The 15,041-nt window shown below is 51.9% G+C and carries 21 protein-coding genes; 18 read left to right on the plus strand and 3 right to left on the minus strand.

What is annotated here, in order from left to right:
• Positions 1-229 precede the first annotated feature (229 nt).
• The 3 genes from ACT53G_RS11705 (at position 230) to ACT53G_RS11715 (ending at position 1,754) form a co-directional block, all read left to right on the plus strand.
• Complete coding sequence (locus ACT53G_RS11705) at positions 230-805, plus strand: RNA polymerase sigma factor (RefSeq protein WP_476156412.1); 576 nt, start codon at positions 230-232, stop codon at positions 803-805.
• Positions 806-808: 3 nt separating this feature from the next.
• Positions 809-1,180, plus strand: coding sequence for a DUF3619 family protein (locus ACT53G_RS11710; protein ID WP_194749808.1), 372 nt, complete (start codon positions 809-811; stop codon positions 1,178-1,180).
• A 172-nt stretch (positions 1,181-1,352) separates the two neighbouring features.
• Positions 1,353-1,754: a DUF3106 domain-containing protein gene (locus ACT53G_RS11715; protein WP_379073753.1), complete on the plus strand. Its 402-nt coding sequence runs from the start codon at positions 1,353-1,355 to the stop codon at positions 1,752-1,754.
• A 57-nt stretch (positions 1,755-1,811) separates the two neighbouring features.
• Here ACT53G_RS11715 and pbpG read toward each other — a convergent pair whose 3' ends face one another.
• Positions 1,812-2,894, minus strand: a complete 1,083-nt coding sequence (pbpG, locus tag ACT53G_RS11720; protein WP_476156414.1) for a D-alanyl-D-alanine endopeptidase — start codon at positions 2,892-2,894, stop codon at positions 1,812-1,814.
• 214 nt (positions 2,895-3,108) lie between these two features.
• Between pbpG and ACT53G_RS11725 the strand changes: the two genes are divergently transcribed.
• Entirely contained in the window at positions 3,109-3,480 is a 372-nt protein-coding gene (locus ACT53G_RS11725; RefSeq protein ID WP_194749811.1) for a glycine cleavage system protein H, read from the plus strand.
• A gap of 26 nt (positions 3,481-3,506) precedes the next feature.
• Here the strand turns inward: ACT53G_RS11725 and ACT53G_RS11730 are convergent, their stop codons facing one another.
• Positions 3,507-3,701, minus strand: a complete 195-nt coding sequence (locus tag ACT53G_RS11730; RefSeq protein ID WP_194749812.1) for a hypothetical protein — start codon at positions 3,699-3,701, stop codon at positions 3,507-3,509.
• A gap of 126 nt (positions 3,702-3,827) precedes the next feature.
• Between ACT53G_RS11730 and ACT53G_RS11735 the strand changes: the two genes are divergently transcribed.
• The 8 genes from ACT53G_RS11735 to trhP all read left to right on the plus strand — a co-directional run bounded on the left by ACT53G_RS11735 (position 3,828) and on the right by trhP (position 10,453).
• Positions 3,828-4,094: an FmdB family zinc ribbon protein gene (locus tag ACT53G_RS11735; RefSeq protein WP_476145297.1), complete on the plus strand. Its 267-nt coding sequence runs from the start codon at positions 3,828-3,830 to the stop codon at positions 4,092-4,094.
• Between the two features lie 10 nt (positions 4,095-4,104).
• On the plus strand, positions 4,105-4,704 hold the full coding sequence (locus ACT53G_RS11740; RefSeq protein ID WP_275356490.1) for a DUF502 domain-containing protein: 600 nt from the start codon (positions 4,105-4,107) through the stop codon (positions 4,702-4,704).
• A 32-nt stretch (positions 4,705-4,736) separates the two neighbouring features.
• Complete coding sequence (gene aspS / locus ACT53G_RS11745; protein WP_194749815.1) at positions 4,737-6,527, plus strand: aspartate--tRNA ligase; 1,791 nt, start codon at positions 4,737-4,739, stop codon at positions 6,525-6,527.
• 91 nt (positions 6,528-6,618) lie between these two features.
• Positions 6,619-7,140, plus strand: a complete 522-nt coding sequence (locus ACT53G_RS11750) for an adenine phosphoribosyltransferase (RefSeq protein ID WP_194749816.1) — start codon at positions 6,619-6,621, stop codon at positions 7,138-7,140.
• 61 nt (positions 7,141-7,201) lie between these two features.
• A complete protein-coding gene (locus ACT53G_RS11755) occupies positions 7,202-7,630 on the plus strand; it encodes a VOC family protein (protein WP_275356493.1) in 429 nt (142 codons plus the stop codon).
• Positions 7,631-7,726: 96 nt separating this feature from the next.
• Positions 7,727-8,515 (plus strand): quinoprotein dehydrogenase-associated SoxYZ-like carrier, encoded by a 789-nt coding sequence (locus ACT53G_RS11760; protein ID WP_476145295.1) that lies wholly within the window; start codon positions 7,727-7,729, stop codon positions 8,513-8,515.
• A 116-nt stretch (positions 8,516-8,631) separates the two neighbouring features.
• Positions 8,632-9,051 carry a secondary thiamine-phosphate synthase enzyme YjbQ gene (locus ACT53G_RS11765; protein WP_194749819.1) on the plus strand — a complete coding sequence of 140 codons (420 nt, stop codon included), beginning with the start codon at positions 8,632-8,634 and terminating at the stop codon, positions 9,049-9,051.
• A 55-nt stretch (positions 9,052-9,106) separates the two neighbouring features.
• On the plus strand, positions 9,107-10,453 hold the full coding sequence (gene trhP / locus ACT53G_RS11770; protein ID WP_476169480.1) for a prephenate-dependent tRNA uridine(34) hydroxylase TrhP: 1,347 nt from the start codon (positions 9,107-9,109) through the stop codon (positions 10,451-10,453).
• Positions 10,454-10,522: 69 nt separating this feature from the next.
• Here the strand turns inward: trhP and ACT53G_RS11775 are convergent, their stop codons facing one another.
• Entirely contained in the window at positions 10,523-10,954 is a 432-nt protein-coding gene (locus tag ACT53G_RS11775; protein ID WP_194749821.1) for a CBS domain-containing protein, read from the minus strand.
• A 112-nt stretch (positions 10,955-11,066) separates the two neighbouring features.
• Here ACT53G_RS11775 and ACT53G_RS11780 point away from each other — a divergent pair, with 112 nt between their 5' ends.
• The 6 genes from ACT53G_RS11780 (at position 11,067) to ruvA (ending at position 15,018) form a co-directional block, all read left to right on the plus strand.
• Positions 11,067-11,576 (plus strand): MarR family winged helix-turn-helix transcriptional regulator, encoded by a 510-nt coding sequence (locus ACT53G_RS11780; RefSeq protein WP_476169481.1) that lies wholly within the window; start codon positions 11,067-11,069, stop codon positions 11,574-11,576.
• 28 nt (positions 11,577-11,604) lie between these two features.
• Complete coding sequence (locus ACT53G_RS11785; RefSeq protein ID WP_476169482.1) at positions 11,605-11,979, plus strand: YybH family protein; 375 nt, start codon at positions 11,605-11,607, stop codon at positions 11,977-11,979.
• Positions 11,980-11,995: 16 nt separating this feature from the next.
• Complete coding sequence (locus ACT53G_RS11790; RefSeq protein ID WP_275356498.1) at positions 11,996-12,916, plus strand: DMT family transporter; 921 nt, start codon at positions 11,996-11,998, stop codon at positions 12,914-12,916.
• 181 nt (positions 12,917-13,097) lie between these two features.
• A complete protein-coding gene (locus ACT53G_RS11795; RefSeq protein WP_194749825.1) occupies positions 13,098-13,826 on the plus strand; it encodes a YebC/PmpR family DNA-binding transcriptional regulator in 729 nt (242 codons plus the stop codon).
• 59 nt (positions 13,827-13,885) lie between these two features.
• A complete protein-coding gene (gene ruvC, locus ACT53G_RS11800; protein ID WP_194749826.1) occupies positions 13,886-14,446 on the plus strand; it encodes a crossover junction endodeoxyribonuclease RuvC in 561 nt (186 codons plus the stop codon).
• Positions 14,443-15,018: a Holliday junction branch migration protein RuvA gene (ruvA, locus tag ACT53G_RS11805; RefSeq protein ID WP_194749827.1), complete on the plus strand. Its 576-nt coding sequence runs from the start codon at positions 14,443-14,445 to the stop codon at positions 15,016-15,018. The genes ruvC and ruvA overlap by 4 nt, the downstream gene beginning before the upstream one ends.
• Positions 15,019-15,041: the final 23 nt, after the last annotated feature.

Below are 15,041 nucleotides of genomic sequence, written 5' to 3' on the forward strand. Positions count from 1 at the left end.
ATTGTGAGCATAAATAGTGTGCTTTTGCTATTGAGCTTGTGGCCGTTATCACGTGGCAATTCGCAGGCTTATTCTAACAGTAATTAAATTTAAAACTGATATACTCCCTGTCAGAGGGAGATAAAACCGTGCATATTTGTTTTAGACGGATAAACACTCACAACAATGTCGCAAAAATGGCACCTTTGTCAGCATGAGAAACTGACGATCGCGGGAATGGGAATTTGTAGTGGCGAGTGCGCAAGAACTATCGGATTTTTTACGCCAGGTTGAAAAACGGGCCTTCAGGCAAACGGCGTATGCGGTGCGTGACGATCATGCCGCACTGGATATCGTGCAGGATGCCATGATGAAGCTGGCTGAAAAATATGCCAGCAAGCCGATTGAAGAGTATCCCTTGTTGTTTCAGCGCATTTTGCAAAATACCATGCGCGACTACTGGCGGCGGCAGAAAGTGCGTAACTTATGGACCAGCCTGTTTTCGTCACTCGGCTCGCAAGAGGATGAAGACTATGACCCACTTGAAACGATAGAGGTGGAAACCCAGGAAGGGGATCCTGCCGAGCAACTCGAGCGGTCACAAGTGATTCGCCTGATTGAAAAAGCCCTGGCAAAATTACCGGCACGTCAACGGGAAGCCTTCGTCCTGCGTTATTGGGAGGAATTAGACGTTGCTGAAACAGCGTCGGTGATGGGATGTTCAGAAGGAAGTGTTAAAACGCACTGCTCCAGAGCAGTCAGTGCGTTATCAACGTTAATGGAGCAGGCCGGCATTGGTCGCCGGAAACTGCCAAACAAGGAGTAAGGCATGAGGATACAACGTCACGTGGATGATGACTTGCCCACCCCTCTGCGCGAAGGGGTGCAGGCACTCAAGCAGGATGATCGGCCGCTGTCTGCCGCAGTGCAAGACCGATTGGCGAAGGCCCGTCAGGCTGCTTTGGCGCAACATGCAGCTGCGCATCAGGCCCGTTCCGGTTGGTCGGATGTGTTGTCATGGGCTTCATGGGGGCATCCCCGTGTCGCCGGGATGGCCGCGTTCTCTATCTTTTTTGCGGTGGGCTTGATGTTTATCTCTAACAGCCAGAATGATGATGCGCTGTTGCTCAGCGATGATATGCCTGTCGAGGCATTTGTCGATAACGGGTTTGCTGCCTGGCAGTATTCAGAAGATATTTGATGGCGCTTTGGGTAGGGTTGTGCGCCGGGCGATACAAAATGCTTTCATGGAATAATGAGAAATGATACGAAATCATTCTTTGTGGATAGGGTGGATATTCTGTTTCGGCACTTCGTTGCCGAGTTTTGTGGCTGCAGAAGCGTTCCCGGGCGAGGCCGCTGCCTCGAGCGTGATGGCGATGGCCGATATCGGGGCGATCAAGAATGACCTGGCCCCGGCCGATCCTGCGGCCAATGTGACTTGGGCACAGTTGACGGAACAGCAGAAAACCGTGTTGGCGCCTTTGGCCAGTGAGTGGGATAGCTTGCGGCCCTGGCAGCGTGAAAAAATGCTCGATATTGCCAAGGAGTATCCAAAAATGGATGCGCAGAAGCAGCAGCGCATCCAGCATCAACTGGTGAAATGGAGCCGCATGACGCCCTACGAGCGCGAGAATGCGCGCAAACGTTACCAGCAGTTTCAAAGCTTGAGTCCCGAGAAAAAAGAAGCTTTGCGCAAACAGTGGCAACAGCACAAGCAAAAATCGGCGATCAGTGAAGGTTATGATCCTGAGTTTGATGGCGCAGAGCATTAATTTGTCCATCATAAAAAAGGCCCGCAACATGCGGGCCTTTTTTATGATGATTCAGAATTAGTTGGCGTCTTCATTCAGAGACTTGCTCATCGACAGGCCGGTCAGCACAATGCCGGAGCCCGCGCTCTGGGAGGTCAGGGTGCTGTAGTTGTGTTCCATCCATTTTTTGATGCGTTTGGCATCGCCTATCCGGGTCAATTTACCAACGGAGTCCAGCAACACCATGATGAGTGGTTCACCCGCAATGGTTGCCTGCATTACTAGGCAGCGGCCTGCTTCACTGATGTACCCTGTTTTGGAAAGGCCAATTTCCCAGCTGCTGTTGGAGCTGTCACGCACCAAGGCATTGGTATTGTGAAAGTGTATCGGCTGGCGTCTGCTATTCACATATAAGTCGTAATCAGATGTGGTCGTAATCTGGCGTATTAATGGGTACTGATACGCGGCGTGAACCATTTTGGCCAAGTCCATGGCGGTTGAGACATTGTTGCTGGTCAGACCAGTGGAGTCTTCAAAATGCGTATTCATCATGCCCAGGCTGGCTGCTTTGGCGTTCATTTCCTGAATAAAACGGGCCTTACCACCTGGATAGTGGGTTGCCAGTGCTGAAGCTGCGCGGTTTTCGGAGGCAATCAAGGCCAGATTCAACAGATCTGCACGTGTCATGGTGGTGCCGACTGGCAGGCGTGAAGAAGTGCCTTTCAGGTAGTCAACGTCCATTTCAGTAATGGAGACTTCTTCATTGAGGTTAAGTTTTGCGTCCAGCACGACCATGGCAGTCATGAGTTTTGTGACGGAGGCAATCGGCGTCGGCGTATCGAGGTTTTTGGAGTAAATGATCTCGTGCGTGTTCTGGTTCATCACCAGCGCCTTGGTTGAGGCGATGGACAAATTGCCATTGTTGAGCGATTTGCCCTGGAACGAATCAAACATCTCGGCATCGACTGTCGGTCGCGCCGCTTTTCTGGCATGCGAGTGTAATTTCACCGGGCGCATCCCTTTGGTTTTTTCAGGGTTAACGCGGTACTGCGAAGAAACGCGCGCGCTGTATTTTTTACTTTTGCTCGCAGAAACGGTTTGTTTCTTGGAGGATGATTTGGCAATGGCTTGACCCGCAGGTGCAAAAGCAATTGAACACATTAGTAAAACTTTAAAACAGTGCTTGTAAAAACTCATAATCAACCTTCCTGAAACCCGCCTCATTATTGCCCAGTAATTATTCAGCGTCAATCACTTATCGCAATTTTTTCGTGTGAAAAGTTAAGCAATTTGCTTGCCTGTCTGAATAAGTTTTGGCGCGTTGTGCAGACTATGGCACAATAATTATCTACTAAACTTTTGATTTTTAAATTCTATGTCAGCAGGCTTGAAATACTTCTTTTCCAAAGACCACACCTGGGCAGCGCAAGGCGAAGATGGATTATGGCTGGTTGGGATTACTGACTACGCCCAAAATATGCTGGGGGATGTGGTGTTTGTCGACCCGCCCAAAGTGGGGCAGTCTGTTGAGCAAGGGGCGGTGTGCGGCCTGATTGAGTCAGTCAAGACCGGTTCTGATCTCTATGCGCCCTTGACCGGGGTCGTGGACGCCGTCAATGAACAGGCATTGTCTTCACCTGAGCGCATTAATGATCATCCTTATGACACCTGGTTGTTCAAGCTGGCAGCGACTGCCAGTGGTGCAGAAGGGCTGCTTGATCAATCAGCTTATGAATCACAGCTTTAGTGGCTGATGGTTTAGCTGGGGGTTGTTTAGTCCGCCTGTTTGATCCTGAGCGGGCGCTTGGTGGCTGCCAATTCGGCTGGCGTGAGGGCTGCCACTTTCACTGTGTCGGCTTTTTGATCTAGCGATAACATGGTGTGATGGATGTTCAAATCGCGGCTGGCTAAGCTCAGAAAAAATAGTGCGATCAGGCTGAGGGGTATTTTAAGTGACAGTGATTGCATGGCGGGTTCCTTAAAGTCTTTTTAATTCAAATACATCGCGCTGCTTTTTATGATTTGTAACGCGAATCGGGTATAATTTGTCTTTGTTCAGTTTTTAAGCAAGTTATCTTTCGGTTGACGTTCAAAATGCCTATCTACGATTTTCAATGTACCGCCTGTGGTTACCAGCAAGAGTTGATGCGTAAGGTCTCTGCGCCTGCAGTGGAGGCTTGTCCGCAATGTCAGCAGCAAACCTTTAGCAAGCAAGTGTCGGCGCCCAATTTTCAGCTGACCGGCAGTGGCTGGTATGCCACCGATTTCAAAAATAACCAGTCAGCCAAGAGCAGTTCTACGTCTGAATCTGCCAGTGCCGGAGACACTGCCAAGTGCTCACCGGGTTGCGCCTGCCACTAAAAAGACAAGCATGAAAAAATACTTTATTACAGGGTTATTGGTACTGGTTCCATTGTTCATTACGGTGTGGGTGCTAAAAACTTTAGTGCAAACGCTGGACCAGAGTCTGCTGCTGTTGCCCGCCGCCTGGCGGCCAGAAGCCTGGCTGGGTGTGGATATTCCAGGTTTTGGCGTGATTCTGACCGTGGGCATTATTTTGGCGACCGGACTGGTAGCGACCAACATTTTTGGTCAGCAACTGATTGTATTATGGGAAGGCTTGCTGGTCCGCGTCCCTGTGGTCAAGTCTATTTATTCCAGCGTCAAGCAAGTATCAGATACCTTGTTTTCTGACTCCGGTAACGCATTTCGCCAGGCATTGTTGATTCAGTACCCACGGCAGGGCGTCTGGACCATCGCCTTTTTAACCGGTACACCGGGTGGCGATGTGAGCAAGCACTTGCAGGGGGAGTATGTCAGTGTGTATGTGCCGACCACGCCTAATCCGACCTCAGGATTCTTTTTGATGCTGCCCAAGGCGGATGTGATTGAGCTGGATATGAGCGTAGATCAGGCCTTGAAATACATCATCAGCATGGGTACAGTGGCGCCCTTGCCTAAACAACATTAACCGCAACACCACTTTAACTTTATAAAATTATTATGATGCGTACACATTACTGCGGTCACTTGAACCGCGAACATATTGGACAAACCGTGACCCTGTGTGGCTGGGCTCACCGTCGTCGCGACCACGGGGGGGTGATTTTTATTGATTTGCGGGACCGCGAAGGTCTGGCGCAAATCGTGATTGACCCGGATACCAAAGATGCATTTGCCATCGCAGAAACCGTACGTAATGAATTTGTGTTGCGTGTGGTCTGTAAAGTGCGTGCCCGTCCTGAAGGCACCGTGAATCCCAACCTGCCAACCGGCGAAGTGGAGATGCTGGCGACAGAGATCGAAGTACTGAATGCTTCACTGACACCGCCGTTCATGCTGGATGACGACAATCTGACCGAGACCGTTCGTCTGGAGCATCGCTATATCGATCTGCGCCGCCCGGCCATGCAGAAAAACCTCATGTTGCGTTACAAAGTGGCGAAAAACCTGCGTGACTACCTCGATGAAAATGGCTTTATCGAAGTAGAAACGCCAATGCTGACCCGTTCGACGCCAGAAGGCGCACGTGATTACCTGGTGCCTTCACGCGTACACCACGGCATGTTTTTTGCACTGCCACAGTCACCACAATTGTTCAAACAATTGCTGATGGTGTCCGGTTTTGACCGTTACTTCCAGATCACCAAATGTTTCCGTGACGAAGACCTGCGCGCAGACCGTCAGCCAGAATTTACCCAGGTGGATATTGAAACTTCTTTCCTGGAAGAAAACGACATCATGGACATCGTCGAAGAGATGATTCGTCGCATGATGAAAAAGGTGCAGGATATCGACCTGCCCGCCAAATTCCCGCGCATGCCCTTCTCTGAGGCGATGAACAAATACGGTTCTGACAAGCCTGATATGCGCGTGACACTGGAAATCACTGAGCTCACCGATGTGATGAAAGATGTGGATTTTAAAGTGTTTGCCGGTGCTGCCAATATGGCCGGTGGCCGCGTGGCTGCGATTCGCGTGCCTAACGGTGCGGCCATCAGCCGCTCTGAGATTGATGCCTATACCGAATTCGTCAAAATTTATGGCGCCAAAGGTCTGGCTTATATCAAGATCAACGACATTACCAAACTGAACGAAGAAGGTCTGCAAAGCCCGATTGTGAAGAACATTCACGTGAATGCCTTGCAAGCCGTGCTTGAGCGCACGGGTGCGCAAAACGGGGACATCGTATTCTTTGGCGCCGATAAAGCCAAGATCGTCAATGAAGCCCTGGGCGCACTACGCACCAAGGTTGGCCATGAAAAAGGCCATGTCGATGGTCGTCAGTGGGCGCCATTGTGGGTGGTGGATTTCCCGATGTTTGAGCACGACGAAGATGCAGACCGTTGGGTCGCCTTGCATCACCCGTTTACTGCACCGAAAGATGGTCATGAAGACCTGTTGGTCAGCAATCCAGGCGCTTGCTTGTCTAAAGCGTATGACATGGTGCTCAACGGTTGGGAAGTGGGTGGTGGTTCCGTGCGTATCCACAAGCAAGAGGTGCAGTCCAAGGTGTTTGATGCATTGAAGATCAGCAAGGAAGAAGCGCAAGAGAAATTTGGCTTCTTGCTGGATGCACTGCAATACGGTGCGCCACCGCATGGCGGCTTGGCATTTGGTCTGGATCGTTTGGTTACCCTGATGGCTGGCGCCGAATCAATCCGTGATGTGATTGCCTTCCCGAAAACCCAGCGCGCACAATGTCTGATGACCAATGCGCCTAACGAGGTGGACGAGAAGCAATTGCGTGAATTGCATATTCGCGTACGTCAGCAAAACGCTGCTGGCAGCTAACATGCGGGCGACTTGCCACGAGATTGTTGCAGGTCTCTGTTTTGTGATCAACGCGCCCAGACGGGCGCGTTTTTTATTGGATGTTTAGAGTATGTTGTCACTGATACGCACGATTCCCGATTACCCAAAACCCGGCATTCAGTTTCGGGATATCACGCCTTTGTTGCAGGATAAGCAGGGGTTTGCAGCGGTGCTGGATGCGCTGGCAGCACATTGTTCCCAGATGCCGGTAGATAAGGTGGTCGCCGTGGAGGCGCGGGGCTTTATTATTGGCGCAGCATTGGCTGCACGCCTGGGAGCAGGCTTTGTGCCTGTGCGCAAACCGGGCAAATTGCCAGCGCAGACCATCAAGCAGTCTTACAGTCTCGAATATGGCACCGATACACTGGAGCTTCATGCCGATGCGATTCAGGCAAATGAGCGCATTTTGCTGGTGGATGATCTGATCGCTACCGGTGGCACCGCACTGGCCGCGGTCGCGTTGATTCGGCAGCTGGGCGGGCTGGTAACGCAGGCTGCTTTTATCATTGATCTGCCCGATTTGGGCGGGATGCAACATTTAGCCAATGCTGGCGTCCAAGGCTTTGCCTTGTATCAATTTGAGGGCGATTAAGTTTTGTACTATAGTGGCCGACTTGCATGCCACTTAACACACGGGACCTCACAGGATTACTATGCCACTGACCGAAATCAATCATGTCAATTTTCGCTCTGACCGCGAAACCATGCACAAACTGCGCGATTTTTATTGCGAGGTGCTTGGGCTGACGGTGGGCAAGCGGGTGGCGAGTACCACCTATGGCTATTGGCTGTATATCGGTGATAACGATGTGATTCATCTGGCCGAGTACAAAACGGCAGAAGCGCCGCAGTTGCATGTGCATGGCACCTATGACCATGTTTCATTCACCTGCACAGACATGCCTGCCATGGAGGCGCACTTGCAGGCGCACGGCATCACTTACACCACGCGTATCCTGGCCAATGGGGTTCGCCAGATCAACTTGCGGGATCCGGCCGGTAATGGCGTGGAGCTGAATTTTGAAGAGTACCGTGACCCGGCGTATGTGATGCGGCCATCTGGCGACCCGAGCAAAATGTGAGGGTCAATGTGATGCGTATCACATATTGTATTTGTCAAAGCATAAGAAAATCCTTTTCATGCAATCTAAGATAAAAAATGGAAGATGGGGAATCGTATGAAAAAAACATGGATGATGATCGTAGGGGTGTTGGCTTTCTGTGCTGCAAGTGTGGTGCATGCAGAGGCGGATCCTAAGTTATGGTCAGTAGTGAAAGAGGCTTTTTTCCCCAAGCGGGAGATTCAGGAAGTTGACTTCCTGAAAGTGGAGGGGCCACGCCGCGCCGAGAGCGGCGCACAGGTGCCCGTCACTTTTATTTACGACAAGGCGGCGGCCAACGGCATCCAGTTAAAGAAACTGTATGTGATCGTCGATGCCAACCCGATACAATTGGCGTCCACTTATCATTTAACCGACAGCTTGAACGGCTTTCAGATGGCGACCCGTATCCGTCAGGAAACCGATTCTTATGTGCGCCTGATTGGCGAAACTGCAGATGGCAAGCTGTATATGGGTAAGCGCGAGATTCGTGCGGCGGGCGGCTGTGGCGGTACCGTCGATAATAATGAATCCGAAGTGCGGGCGGCGGCGGGCAAGATCAAAATGAGTGTGGATGCGCCAAAATTTGGCGAGCCCGCCACGGCCACGTTCAACATTAAACATGTGATGCGGACCGGCTTGCAGCGCGACCTGGTTTCACAAGGCTATGTGCCTGCGTTTTATATCAACAAAACCACCTTTACCTACAACGGCAAGGAGTTGATGACGGTCGATGTCGGTGTGGGCACCAGTGAAGATCCTTACATGAAGTTCAGTTTTATCCCCGATGCGCCGGGCAAGCTCGAAGTAGTCGCTACGGATAATGAAGGCAAGACGTTTAGCCAAAGCCTGGATGTCCATAGTTAATCGCGATGCATGCATAAAAAGGTCTCTCAGGAGGCCTTTTTTATTTGCGCTGCGTGGGTGCGTTTGGCCTGCTCACCGTCAATGTTAAAATAACATTATTTGGGGAAAGGGAAAGCATGAAAAGTTTTCGTAAAGAGCTGTGGTTTAACATTCCGGCACGCATGGATTTCAAGAATATCACCAGTGACGTGGTTGCGTGTGTGCGTGAAAGTGGCGTGCAAGAAGGTCTGGTGCTGATTAACGCCATGCATATTTCTGCCAGCGTGTTTATCAACGACGATGAGCGCGGCCTGCACCATGATTACAAAATATGGCTAGAAAAGTTGGCGCCCCACGAGCCGGTGAGTGGCTATCGCCATAACGATACTGGTGAGGATAATGCAGATGCGCATATCAAGCGCCAGATCATGGGTCGCGAAGTGGTGGTGGCGATTACTGAAGGCAAGCTGGATTTCGGCCCATGGGAACAGATTTTTTACGGGGAGTTTGATGGCCGCCGTAACAAGCGTGTACTGGTGAAAATTATCGGCGAATAAATGGCATTCTCTGCAAGTGATTGAGCTATAAGCTTTTTTAATGGACTAAATTGAAATGAAATCCCCTGAATTGTTAGCGCCCGCCGGTGATCTTGATCGCATGCGTACGGCGTTTGATTATGGCGCCGACGCGGTCTACGCCGGTCAGCCGCGCTACAGCTTGCGCGTGCGTGAAAATGATTTTTCAATGCAAAACTTGGCAATTGGCATTCAGGAGGCGCATGCACGCGGCAAAAAGTTTTTTGTCGCCAGCAATATTTCACCGCATAACGCCAAAGTCAAAACCTATATGCGCGATATGGCGCCGGTGATTGACATGCAGCCCGACGCATTGATTATGGCCGACCCTGGCCTGATCATGATGGTGCGCGAGCAATGGCCGGACATGCCTATCCATTTGTCTGTACAGGCCAATGCGGTCAATTACGCTTCGGTCAAATTCTGGCAGCGCATGGGTTTAACACGGGTGATTTTGTCGCGCGAGTTGTCGCTGGACGAGATTGCCGAAATCCGCCAGGAATGCCCGGACATGGAGCTTGAGGTGTTTATTCACGGTGCCTTGTGTATCGCTTATTCCGGCCGTTGCCTGCTGTCAGGCTATTTCAATTCGCGCGATCCTAATCAGGGGACCTGTACTAACAGTTGCCGCTGGGATTACAAGGTGCATAATGCCCAGCCCGATGCCGCAGGCGTGATCCGTTTAAAAGAGTTTGATTTTCAGGCCGAGCTGGAACAATCCAATCTGTCTTCCTGTGGCTCCTTACCCCGCCATTCGGCGGCAGACCAGGTTTACCTGATCGAGGAAAAAGGCCGTCCTGGCGAGCTTTTGCCTATCATGGAAGACGAACATGGCACCTATATCATGAACAGCAAGGACTTGCGGGCGATTGAGCACGTGGAGAAGCTAATTGCCATTGGCGTCGATTCGCTCAAGATTGAAGGACGTACCAAGTCGCGCTACTACGTGGCGCGTACCAGCCAGAATTACCGCCAGGCGATTGATGATGCCGTAGCCGGGCGTCCGTTTGACTGGCGTTTGCTGGGCGAGTTGGAGAACCTGGCCAACCGGGGCTACACCGATGGTTTTTACCAGCGTCACCATACCGCCGAGCACCAAAATTATGTCCAGGGGCACTCGAGTGCCAATCGCAGCCAGTATGTCGGCGATGTGGTGGCCTATGATGCAGAGCTGGGACTGGCTTCCATTCAGGCGCGTAATAAATTTGCCGTAGGCGACAAATTGCAACTGATACACCCCAGTGGTAACCGCGACATTGTGGTGGAGCAGCTTTTTGATAAGCGGGGCGAAGCCGTGCAGCAGGCCGCTGGCAGCGGGCATTTTGTCAAACTGCCTATTGCCGCATCTGCTCTGGATAATGCCATGGTTGCCAAATATCTGTAAGTGCGGGTCAATCTGGGCAATCAAAAAAAGGGGAGTGGGCTCCCCTTTTTTGTTGTCTGCTGACATGCATCAGCTATGAATATAGCTTTCCAGTTGCTTGATCAGCGATTGCTGGTAGTCTATCGTTTCTTTGAGAATATCCCCGATCGAAAGCATGCCTAGCAGTTTGCCATGATCGACCACGGGCAAGTGGCGGATACGCTTTTCCAGCATGGTGTTCATGGCCGACTCGACCAAGTCGCCCGGTTTGCCTGTGATGACTTTTTCTGTCATCACTTCACTGACTTGCGTGGTTTTGGATGAGCGGCCTTTCAGGATAATCTCGCGCGCATAATCGCGTTCCGAGAAGATTCCTACCAGTTCGCCGTCTTTGATCACAGCCAGTGCACCAATCTGGTATTCCGCCAGAATCACCAGTGCGTCAAACACCGGTCGGTTGGGCGCAATACTAATGATGCCTTGATGTGTTTTATGAGTGAGTACTTGCTGAAGCGTCTTCATGACTTCCTCCTTTCATAGGGCACGAGCGTCTAAATATACACCGATGTGTCGTGGAGTAAAACCTCAGATTTTTATTGACATAATTAGCTGGCTAACTATAATGTGGCTAATTATGTTACAGCTTAGAGATCTTCCTACCCCAGAAGTCCTGCAACGGTTTGCCCAGCGCTATCCGGAAGCCGATGTCACGGCCATTGCGAGCTTCTTGATGTTGCTGCGTGTGGCCACCGATTTGTCAGTGGCGCTGGATGCCTGCCTGAGTAAACACGATTTGTTGCAGGGGCGCTGGTGGGTGTTGATTTTGTTGATGCGCGAAGTTGACCTGACTTCTACGCCCTCGGTGTTGGCAGAAAAGCTGGGGGTGACGCGCGCCACCATGACTGGGTTGTTGGATGGCCTGGAGCAAGGTGGCCTGGTCCAGCGTATCTTGGTGCCAGAAGACAGGCGCAGTGTCAAAGTGCGTCTGACTGAAGCCGGGCAAGCCCGGCTGGATGCCGTGATGCCGGATTATTACACGCGGCTGCGCCAGTCTATGCAAGGGTTAAACGAGCAGCAGCGCCAGGATTTGCAAGCGCTGTTAGGGGTGATAGACCATGGCATCTCAGCCTGGGATTTTAAATAGTAATGTGTCTTTAATTCAGGAGTTTTGTATGACTAATGTTGATCACTTCATAGCGTTAAACCAGCAGTTTGATGCTGCCTTTAACAGCAAAAATCCACAGGCGATTGCGGCCTTATATGCAGAGCAGGCGATCGTGATGCCTGCGCCCGCTGGCCAGGTCGTGAAGGGCCGTCAGGCGGTTGCAGATTTTTTTGCTGGCCTGATTCAGGCTGGGGTCATTGAACATGCGCTGACGATGAACGAGGCGGTGGTCAGCGAAACGCTGGTCACTCAAACCGGACATTGGGCAGCAGCCATGATTGCTGAGGATGGCGTCAAGCAGCAGTTTGGCGGCAATGTACAAGTGGTGTTTCAAAAGCAGCCTGATGGGCAGTGGCTGGCTGTGACCCATATCTGGAACTAAATCAGCGGATAACGTCATGGATCAATTGCTTAAACAGCGTTCACAGGCACTGACAGCACTGCTGGTGCTGACGCTGATCTGGGGCTATAACTGGGTGGTGATGAAAAGCGCGTTGCAATATGCGGGGCCGTTCCAGTTTGCCGCCATGCGTACCTTTTTTGGCGCGCTGGTGTTGTTTTTGGTGCTGTATGTGACGCGGCGGCCAATGGGCTTGACCGAGTTTCCAACCATGCTGCTGCTCGGCATTTTGCAGAATGTGGGGTTTACCGGCGTGCTCATGTGGGCGCTGGTGCAGGGGGGCGCGGGCAAGACGGCGGTGCTGACTTATACCATGCCTTTCTGGACCTTGCTGTTTGCCTGGCCCATGCTCGGTGAGCGTATCCACGGCTGGCAATGGCTGGCGGTGATTTCTGCCGTGTTGGGCATGCTGTTTATTTTTGATCCTTTGCATTTGCGTGCAGACAGCTTCAGCATGCTGTTGGCTGTGCTGTCCGGCGTGTCGTGGGCGGTGTCTGCGATTATGACCAAGCAATTGCACAGACGTCATCCAACGCTAGACCTGATCAATCTGACGGCCTGGCCTATGTTGCTGGGTTCGCTGCCTATGGTGCTGATTGCCTTTCTGGTCCCTGCGCCGACTATGCAATGGTCGGGTTATCTGATCGGCGCGGTATTGTTTAATGTGGTGTTATGTGGCGCGTTGGCCTGGTTGCTCTGGCTGTTTGCCTTGCAGCGGTTGCCCGCCGGGGTGGCCAGTATGGCCTCCATGCTGGCACCCGTGATTGGGGTGATTGCGGCCTGGATACAGTTGCATGAAGTGCCGGATGGCATGGAGATGATCGGCATGGCACTGATTTTGTTTTCCCTCAGCCTGATTTCCATTCTGATGATGCGGCCTGCCTATCACGGTATCCCGCCGGCGAGTGCCAACGTTTAGCGCCATTTTTCGCTGTTCTCCCGGTTTTTTCATTGCGCAGGGCTTGCGTAAATCAGGCCCTGTTCTTATTTGTCTTGCCTATCTGCCTTCAATCAAGCCGCCGCCAAGCCTGCTTGCGCCTGTGGTAAAATCCGCCAGTTAAAACATTTCATCCCGTTGTTAAAAAATACAAGGAAGTCATATGGCTGGACATAGTAAATGGGCCAATATCCAACATCGCAAAGGTCGCCAGGATGCCAAGCGCGGCAAAATCTTCACCAAGCTGATTAAAGAGATCACGGTCTCTGCGCGCATGGGTGGCGGTGATACAGCCATGAACCCGCGTCTGCGTGCGGCCGTGGCAGCGGCCAAAGAAGAGAATATGCCTTCAGACAATATCACGCGTGCGATCAAAAAAGGCACGGGTGAGCTCGAGGGTGTTAACTACGAAGAAATTCGTTATGAAGGCTATGGCATTAATGGTGCAGCCATCATTATTGATTGTCTGACCGATAACCGTCAGCGTGCGGTGATGGATGTGCGCCATGCCCTAACCAAGCATGGTGGCAACCTCGGCACTGATGGTAGCGTGGCTTTTATGTTCAAGCACTGTGGTCAGCTGGTGTTTGAGCCTGGTGTGTCAGAAGATGCCGTCATGGAAGCGGCACTGGAAGCAGGTGCGGAAGATGTGATTGCCGATGAGGATGGCAGCATAGAAGTGATCACGGCCCCTGGCGATTTTGTGACGGTGAAAGAAGCGCTTGAGGCTGCGGGCCTGAAGGCGGTGATGGCGCAAGTGACCATGAAGCCGCTGAATGAAGTGGTGTTTACTGGCGATGATGCGGTCAAAATGCAAAAAATTCTCGACATGCTCGAAGACCTCGATGACGTGCAAGAGGTCTACACTTCTGCCGTGATTGAAGAAGATTAAATGGCGCGATTGGCGGTGCACGCCTTTCTGGCCAACCAGCTTGAACTGGGTGTCTTGACGTGAGTAGTCAGCGTATTTTGGGCATAGACCCCGGCCTGAGAATTACGGGTTTCGGTGTGATAGAAGCCGTGGATGGCAAATTGTCCTACGTGACCAGTGGCGTGATTAAAACCGCTTCAGCTAAAAAAACCGCAGAGGGCGAATCGGAAAAAGAGGCCTTGCCCGAGCGCCTGAAGGTTATTCTGGACGGCTTGTTTGAGGTGATTTCAACCTATCAGCCCACGCAAGTGGCGATTGAAAAAGTGTTTGTTAATGTCAACCCCCAGTCCACGCTGTTATTGGGTCAGGCGCGCGGTGCCGCCATTTCTGCGGCGGTGATCCGTCAACTGCCGGTGGCCGAATATACGGCGCTGCAAGTCAAACAATCGGTCGTGGGTAATGGCCATGCGCAAAAAGAGCAGGTGCAAGAGATGGTCAAGCGCCTGCTTAAATTACCGGCTACGCCTAGCCCAGACTCTGCGGATGCCTTGGCTTGCGCGATTTGTCATGCGCATGGCGGTCAGGGCTTAGGGGCTTTGGCGACGACCGGCTTCAGAGTTAGAAATGGAAGATTGATATGATCGCACGCCTGAATGGCCGCTTGCTGGAAAAGTCCCCACCCTTGATTGTGGTGGATTGCAATGGCGTGGGCTATGAAGTAGAGGTGCCGATGAGCACTTTTTATAATTTGCCCGATCTGGGGCAACCTGTGCAGATTTTGACGCATATGGTGGTGCGCGAGGATGCGCAACTGCTGTATGGCTTTGGCAGTGAGCAAGAGAAAAATACCTTCAAGCAGTTGTTGAAGGTGAATGGCATTGGTGCCAAGTCGGCCCTGGCGATTTTGAGCGGTGTCAGCGTGAATGATTTGATGCTCGCCGTCAGCCAGCAAGAAGTCGGCTTGCTGACGCGTATTCCCGGCATCGGCAAAAAAACGGCCGAGCGTTTGTTACTCGAGCTCAAAGACAAATTTGTGGTGACGGGGTCCACCTCGGCGCAACCGGCCGTCAAAGCGGCGACAGATGATATCCTCAATGCACTGGTGGCGCTTGGTTACCATGAGCGTGAGGCGGCTGCGACCCTGAAGTTGCTGGAACCTGGCATTAGTGTGAGCGATGGTATCCGGCAGGCGCTCAAGTATCTGGCCAAGTAGTCCGGCCAGGCCGAGCGCGAGTC

The organism is Methylophilus sp. DMC18 (genome assembly GCF_056314005.1).

Bases quoted from the DNA above. Each gene is read 5' to 3' on its own strand.
- ACT53G_RS11710 (WP_194749808.1), top strand. From the start codon at position 809: ATGAGGATACAACGTCACGTGGATGATGACTTGCCCACCCCTCTGCGC.
- ACT53G_RS11715 (WP_379073753.1), top strand. From the start codon at position 1,353: ATGGCGATGGCCGATATCGGGGCGATCAAGAATGACCTGGCCCCGGCC.
- pbpG (WP_476156414.1), bottom strand. From the start codon at position 2,894: ATGTGTTCAATTGCTTTTGCACCTGCGGGTCAAGCCATTGCCAAATCA.
- ACT53G_RS11725 (WP_194749811.1), top strand. From the start codon at position 3,109: ATGTCAGCAGGCTTGAAATACTTCTTTTCCAAAGACCACACCTGGGCA.
- ACT53G_RS11730 (WP_194749812.1), bottom strand. From the start codon at position 3,701: ATGCAATCACTGTCACTTAAAATACCCCTCAGCCTGATCGCACTATTT.
- ACT53G_RS11735 (WP_476145297.1), top strand. From the start codon at position 3,828: ATGCCTATCTACGATTTTCAATGTACCGCCTGTGGTTACCAGCAAGAG.
- ACT53G_RS11740 (WP_275356490.1), top strand. From the start codon at position 4,105: ATGAAAAAATACTTTATTACAGGGTTATTGGTACTGGTTCCATTGTTC.
- aspS (WP_194749815.1), top strand. From the start codon at position 4,737: ATGATGCGTACACATTACTGCGGTCACTTGAACCGCGAACATATTGGA.
- ACT53G_RS11750 (WP_194749816.1), top strand. From the start codon at position 6,619: ATGTTGTCACTGATACGCACGATTCCCGATTACCCAAAACCCGGCATT.
- ACT53G_RS11755 (WP_275356493.1), top strand. From the start codon at position 7,202: ATGCCACTGACCGAAATCAATCATGTCAATTTTCGCTCTGACCGCGAA.
- ACT53G_RS11760 (WP_476145295.1), top strand. From the start codon at position 7,727: ATGAAAAAAACATGGATGATGATCGTAGGGGTGTTGGCTTTCTGTGCT.
- ACT53G_RS11765 (WP_194749819.1), top strand. From the start codon at position 8,632: ATGAAAAGTTTTCGTAAAGAGCTGTGGTTTAACATTCCGGCACGCATG.
- trhP (WP_476169480.1), top strand. From the start codon at position 9,107: ATGAAATCCCCTGAATTGTTAGCGCCCGCCGGTGATCTTGATCGCATG.
- ACT53G_RS11775 (WP_194749821.1), bottom strand. From the start codon at position 10,954: ATGAAGACGCTTCAGCAAGTACTCACTCATAAAACACATCAAGGCATC.
- ACT53G_RS11780 (WP_476169481.1), top strand. From the start codon at position 11,067: ATGTTACAGCTTAGAGATCTTCCTACCCCAGAAGTCCTGCAACGGTTT.
- ACT53G_RS11785 (WP_476169482.1), top strand. From the start codon at position 11,605: ATGACTAATGTTGATCACTTCATAGCGTTAAACCAGCAGTTTGATGCT.
- ACT53G_RS11790 (WP_275356498.1), top strand. From the start codon at position 11,996: ATGGATCAATTGCTTAAACAGCGTTCACAGGCACTGACAGCACTGCTG.
- ACT53G_RS11795 (WP_194749825.1), top strand. From the start codon at position 13,098: ATGGCTGGACATAGTAAATGGGCCAATATCCAACATCGCAAAGGTCGC.
- ruvA (WP_194749827.1), top strand. From the start codon at position 14,443: ATGATCGCACGCCTGAATGGCCGCTTGCTGGAAAAGTCCCCACCCTTG.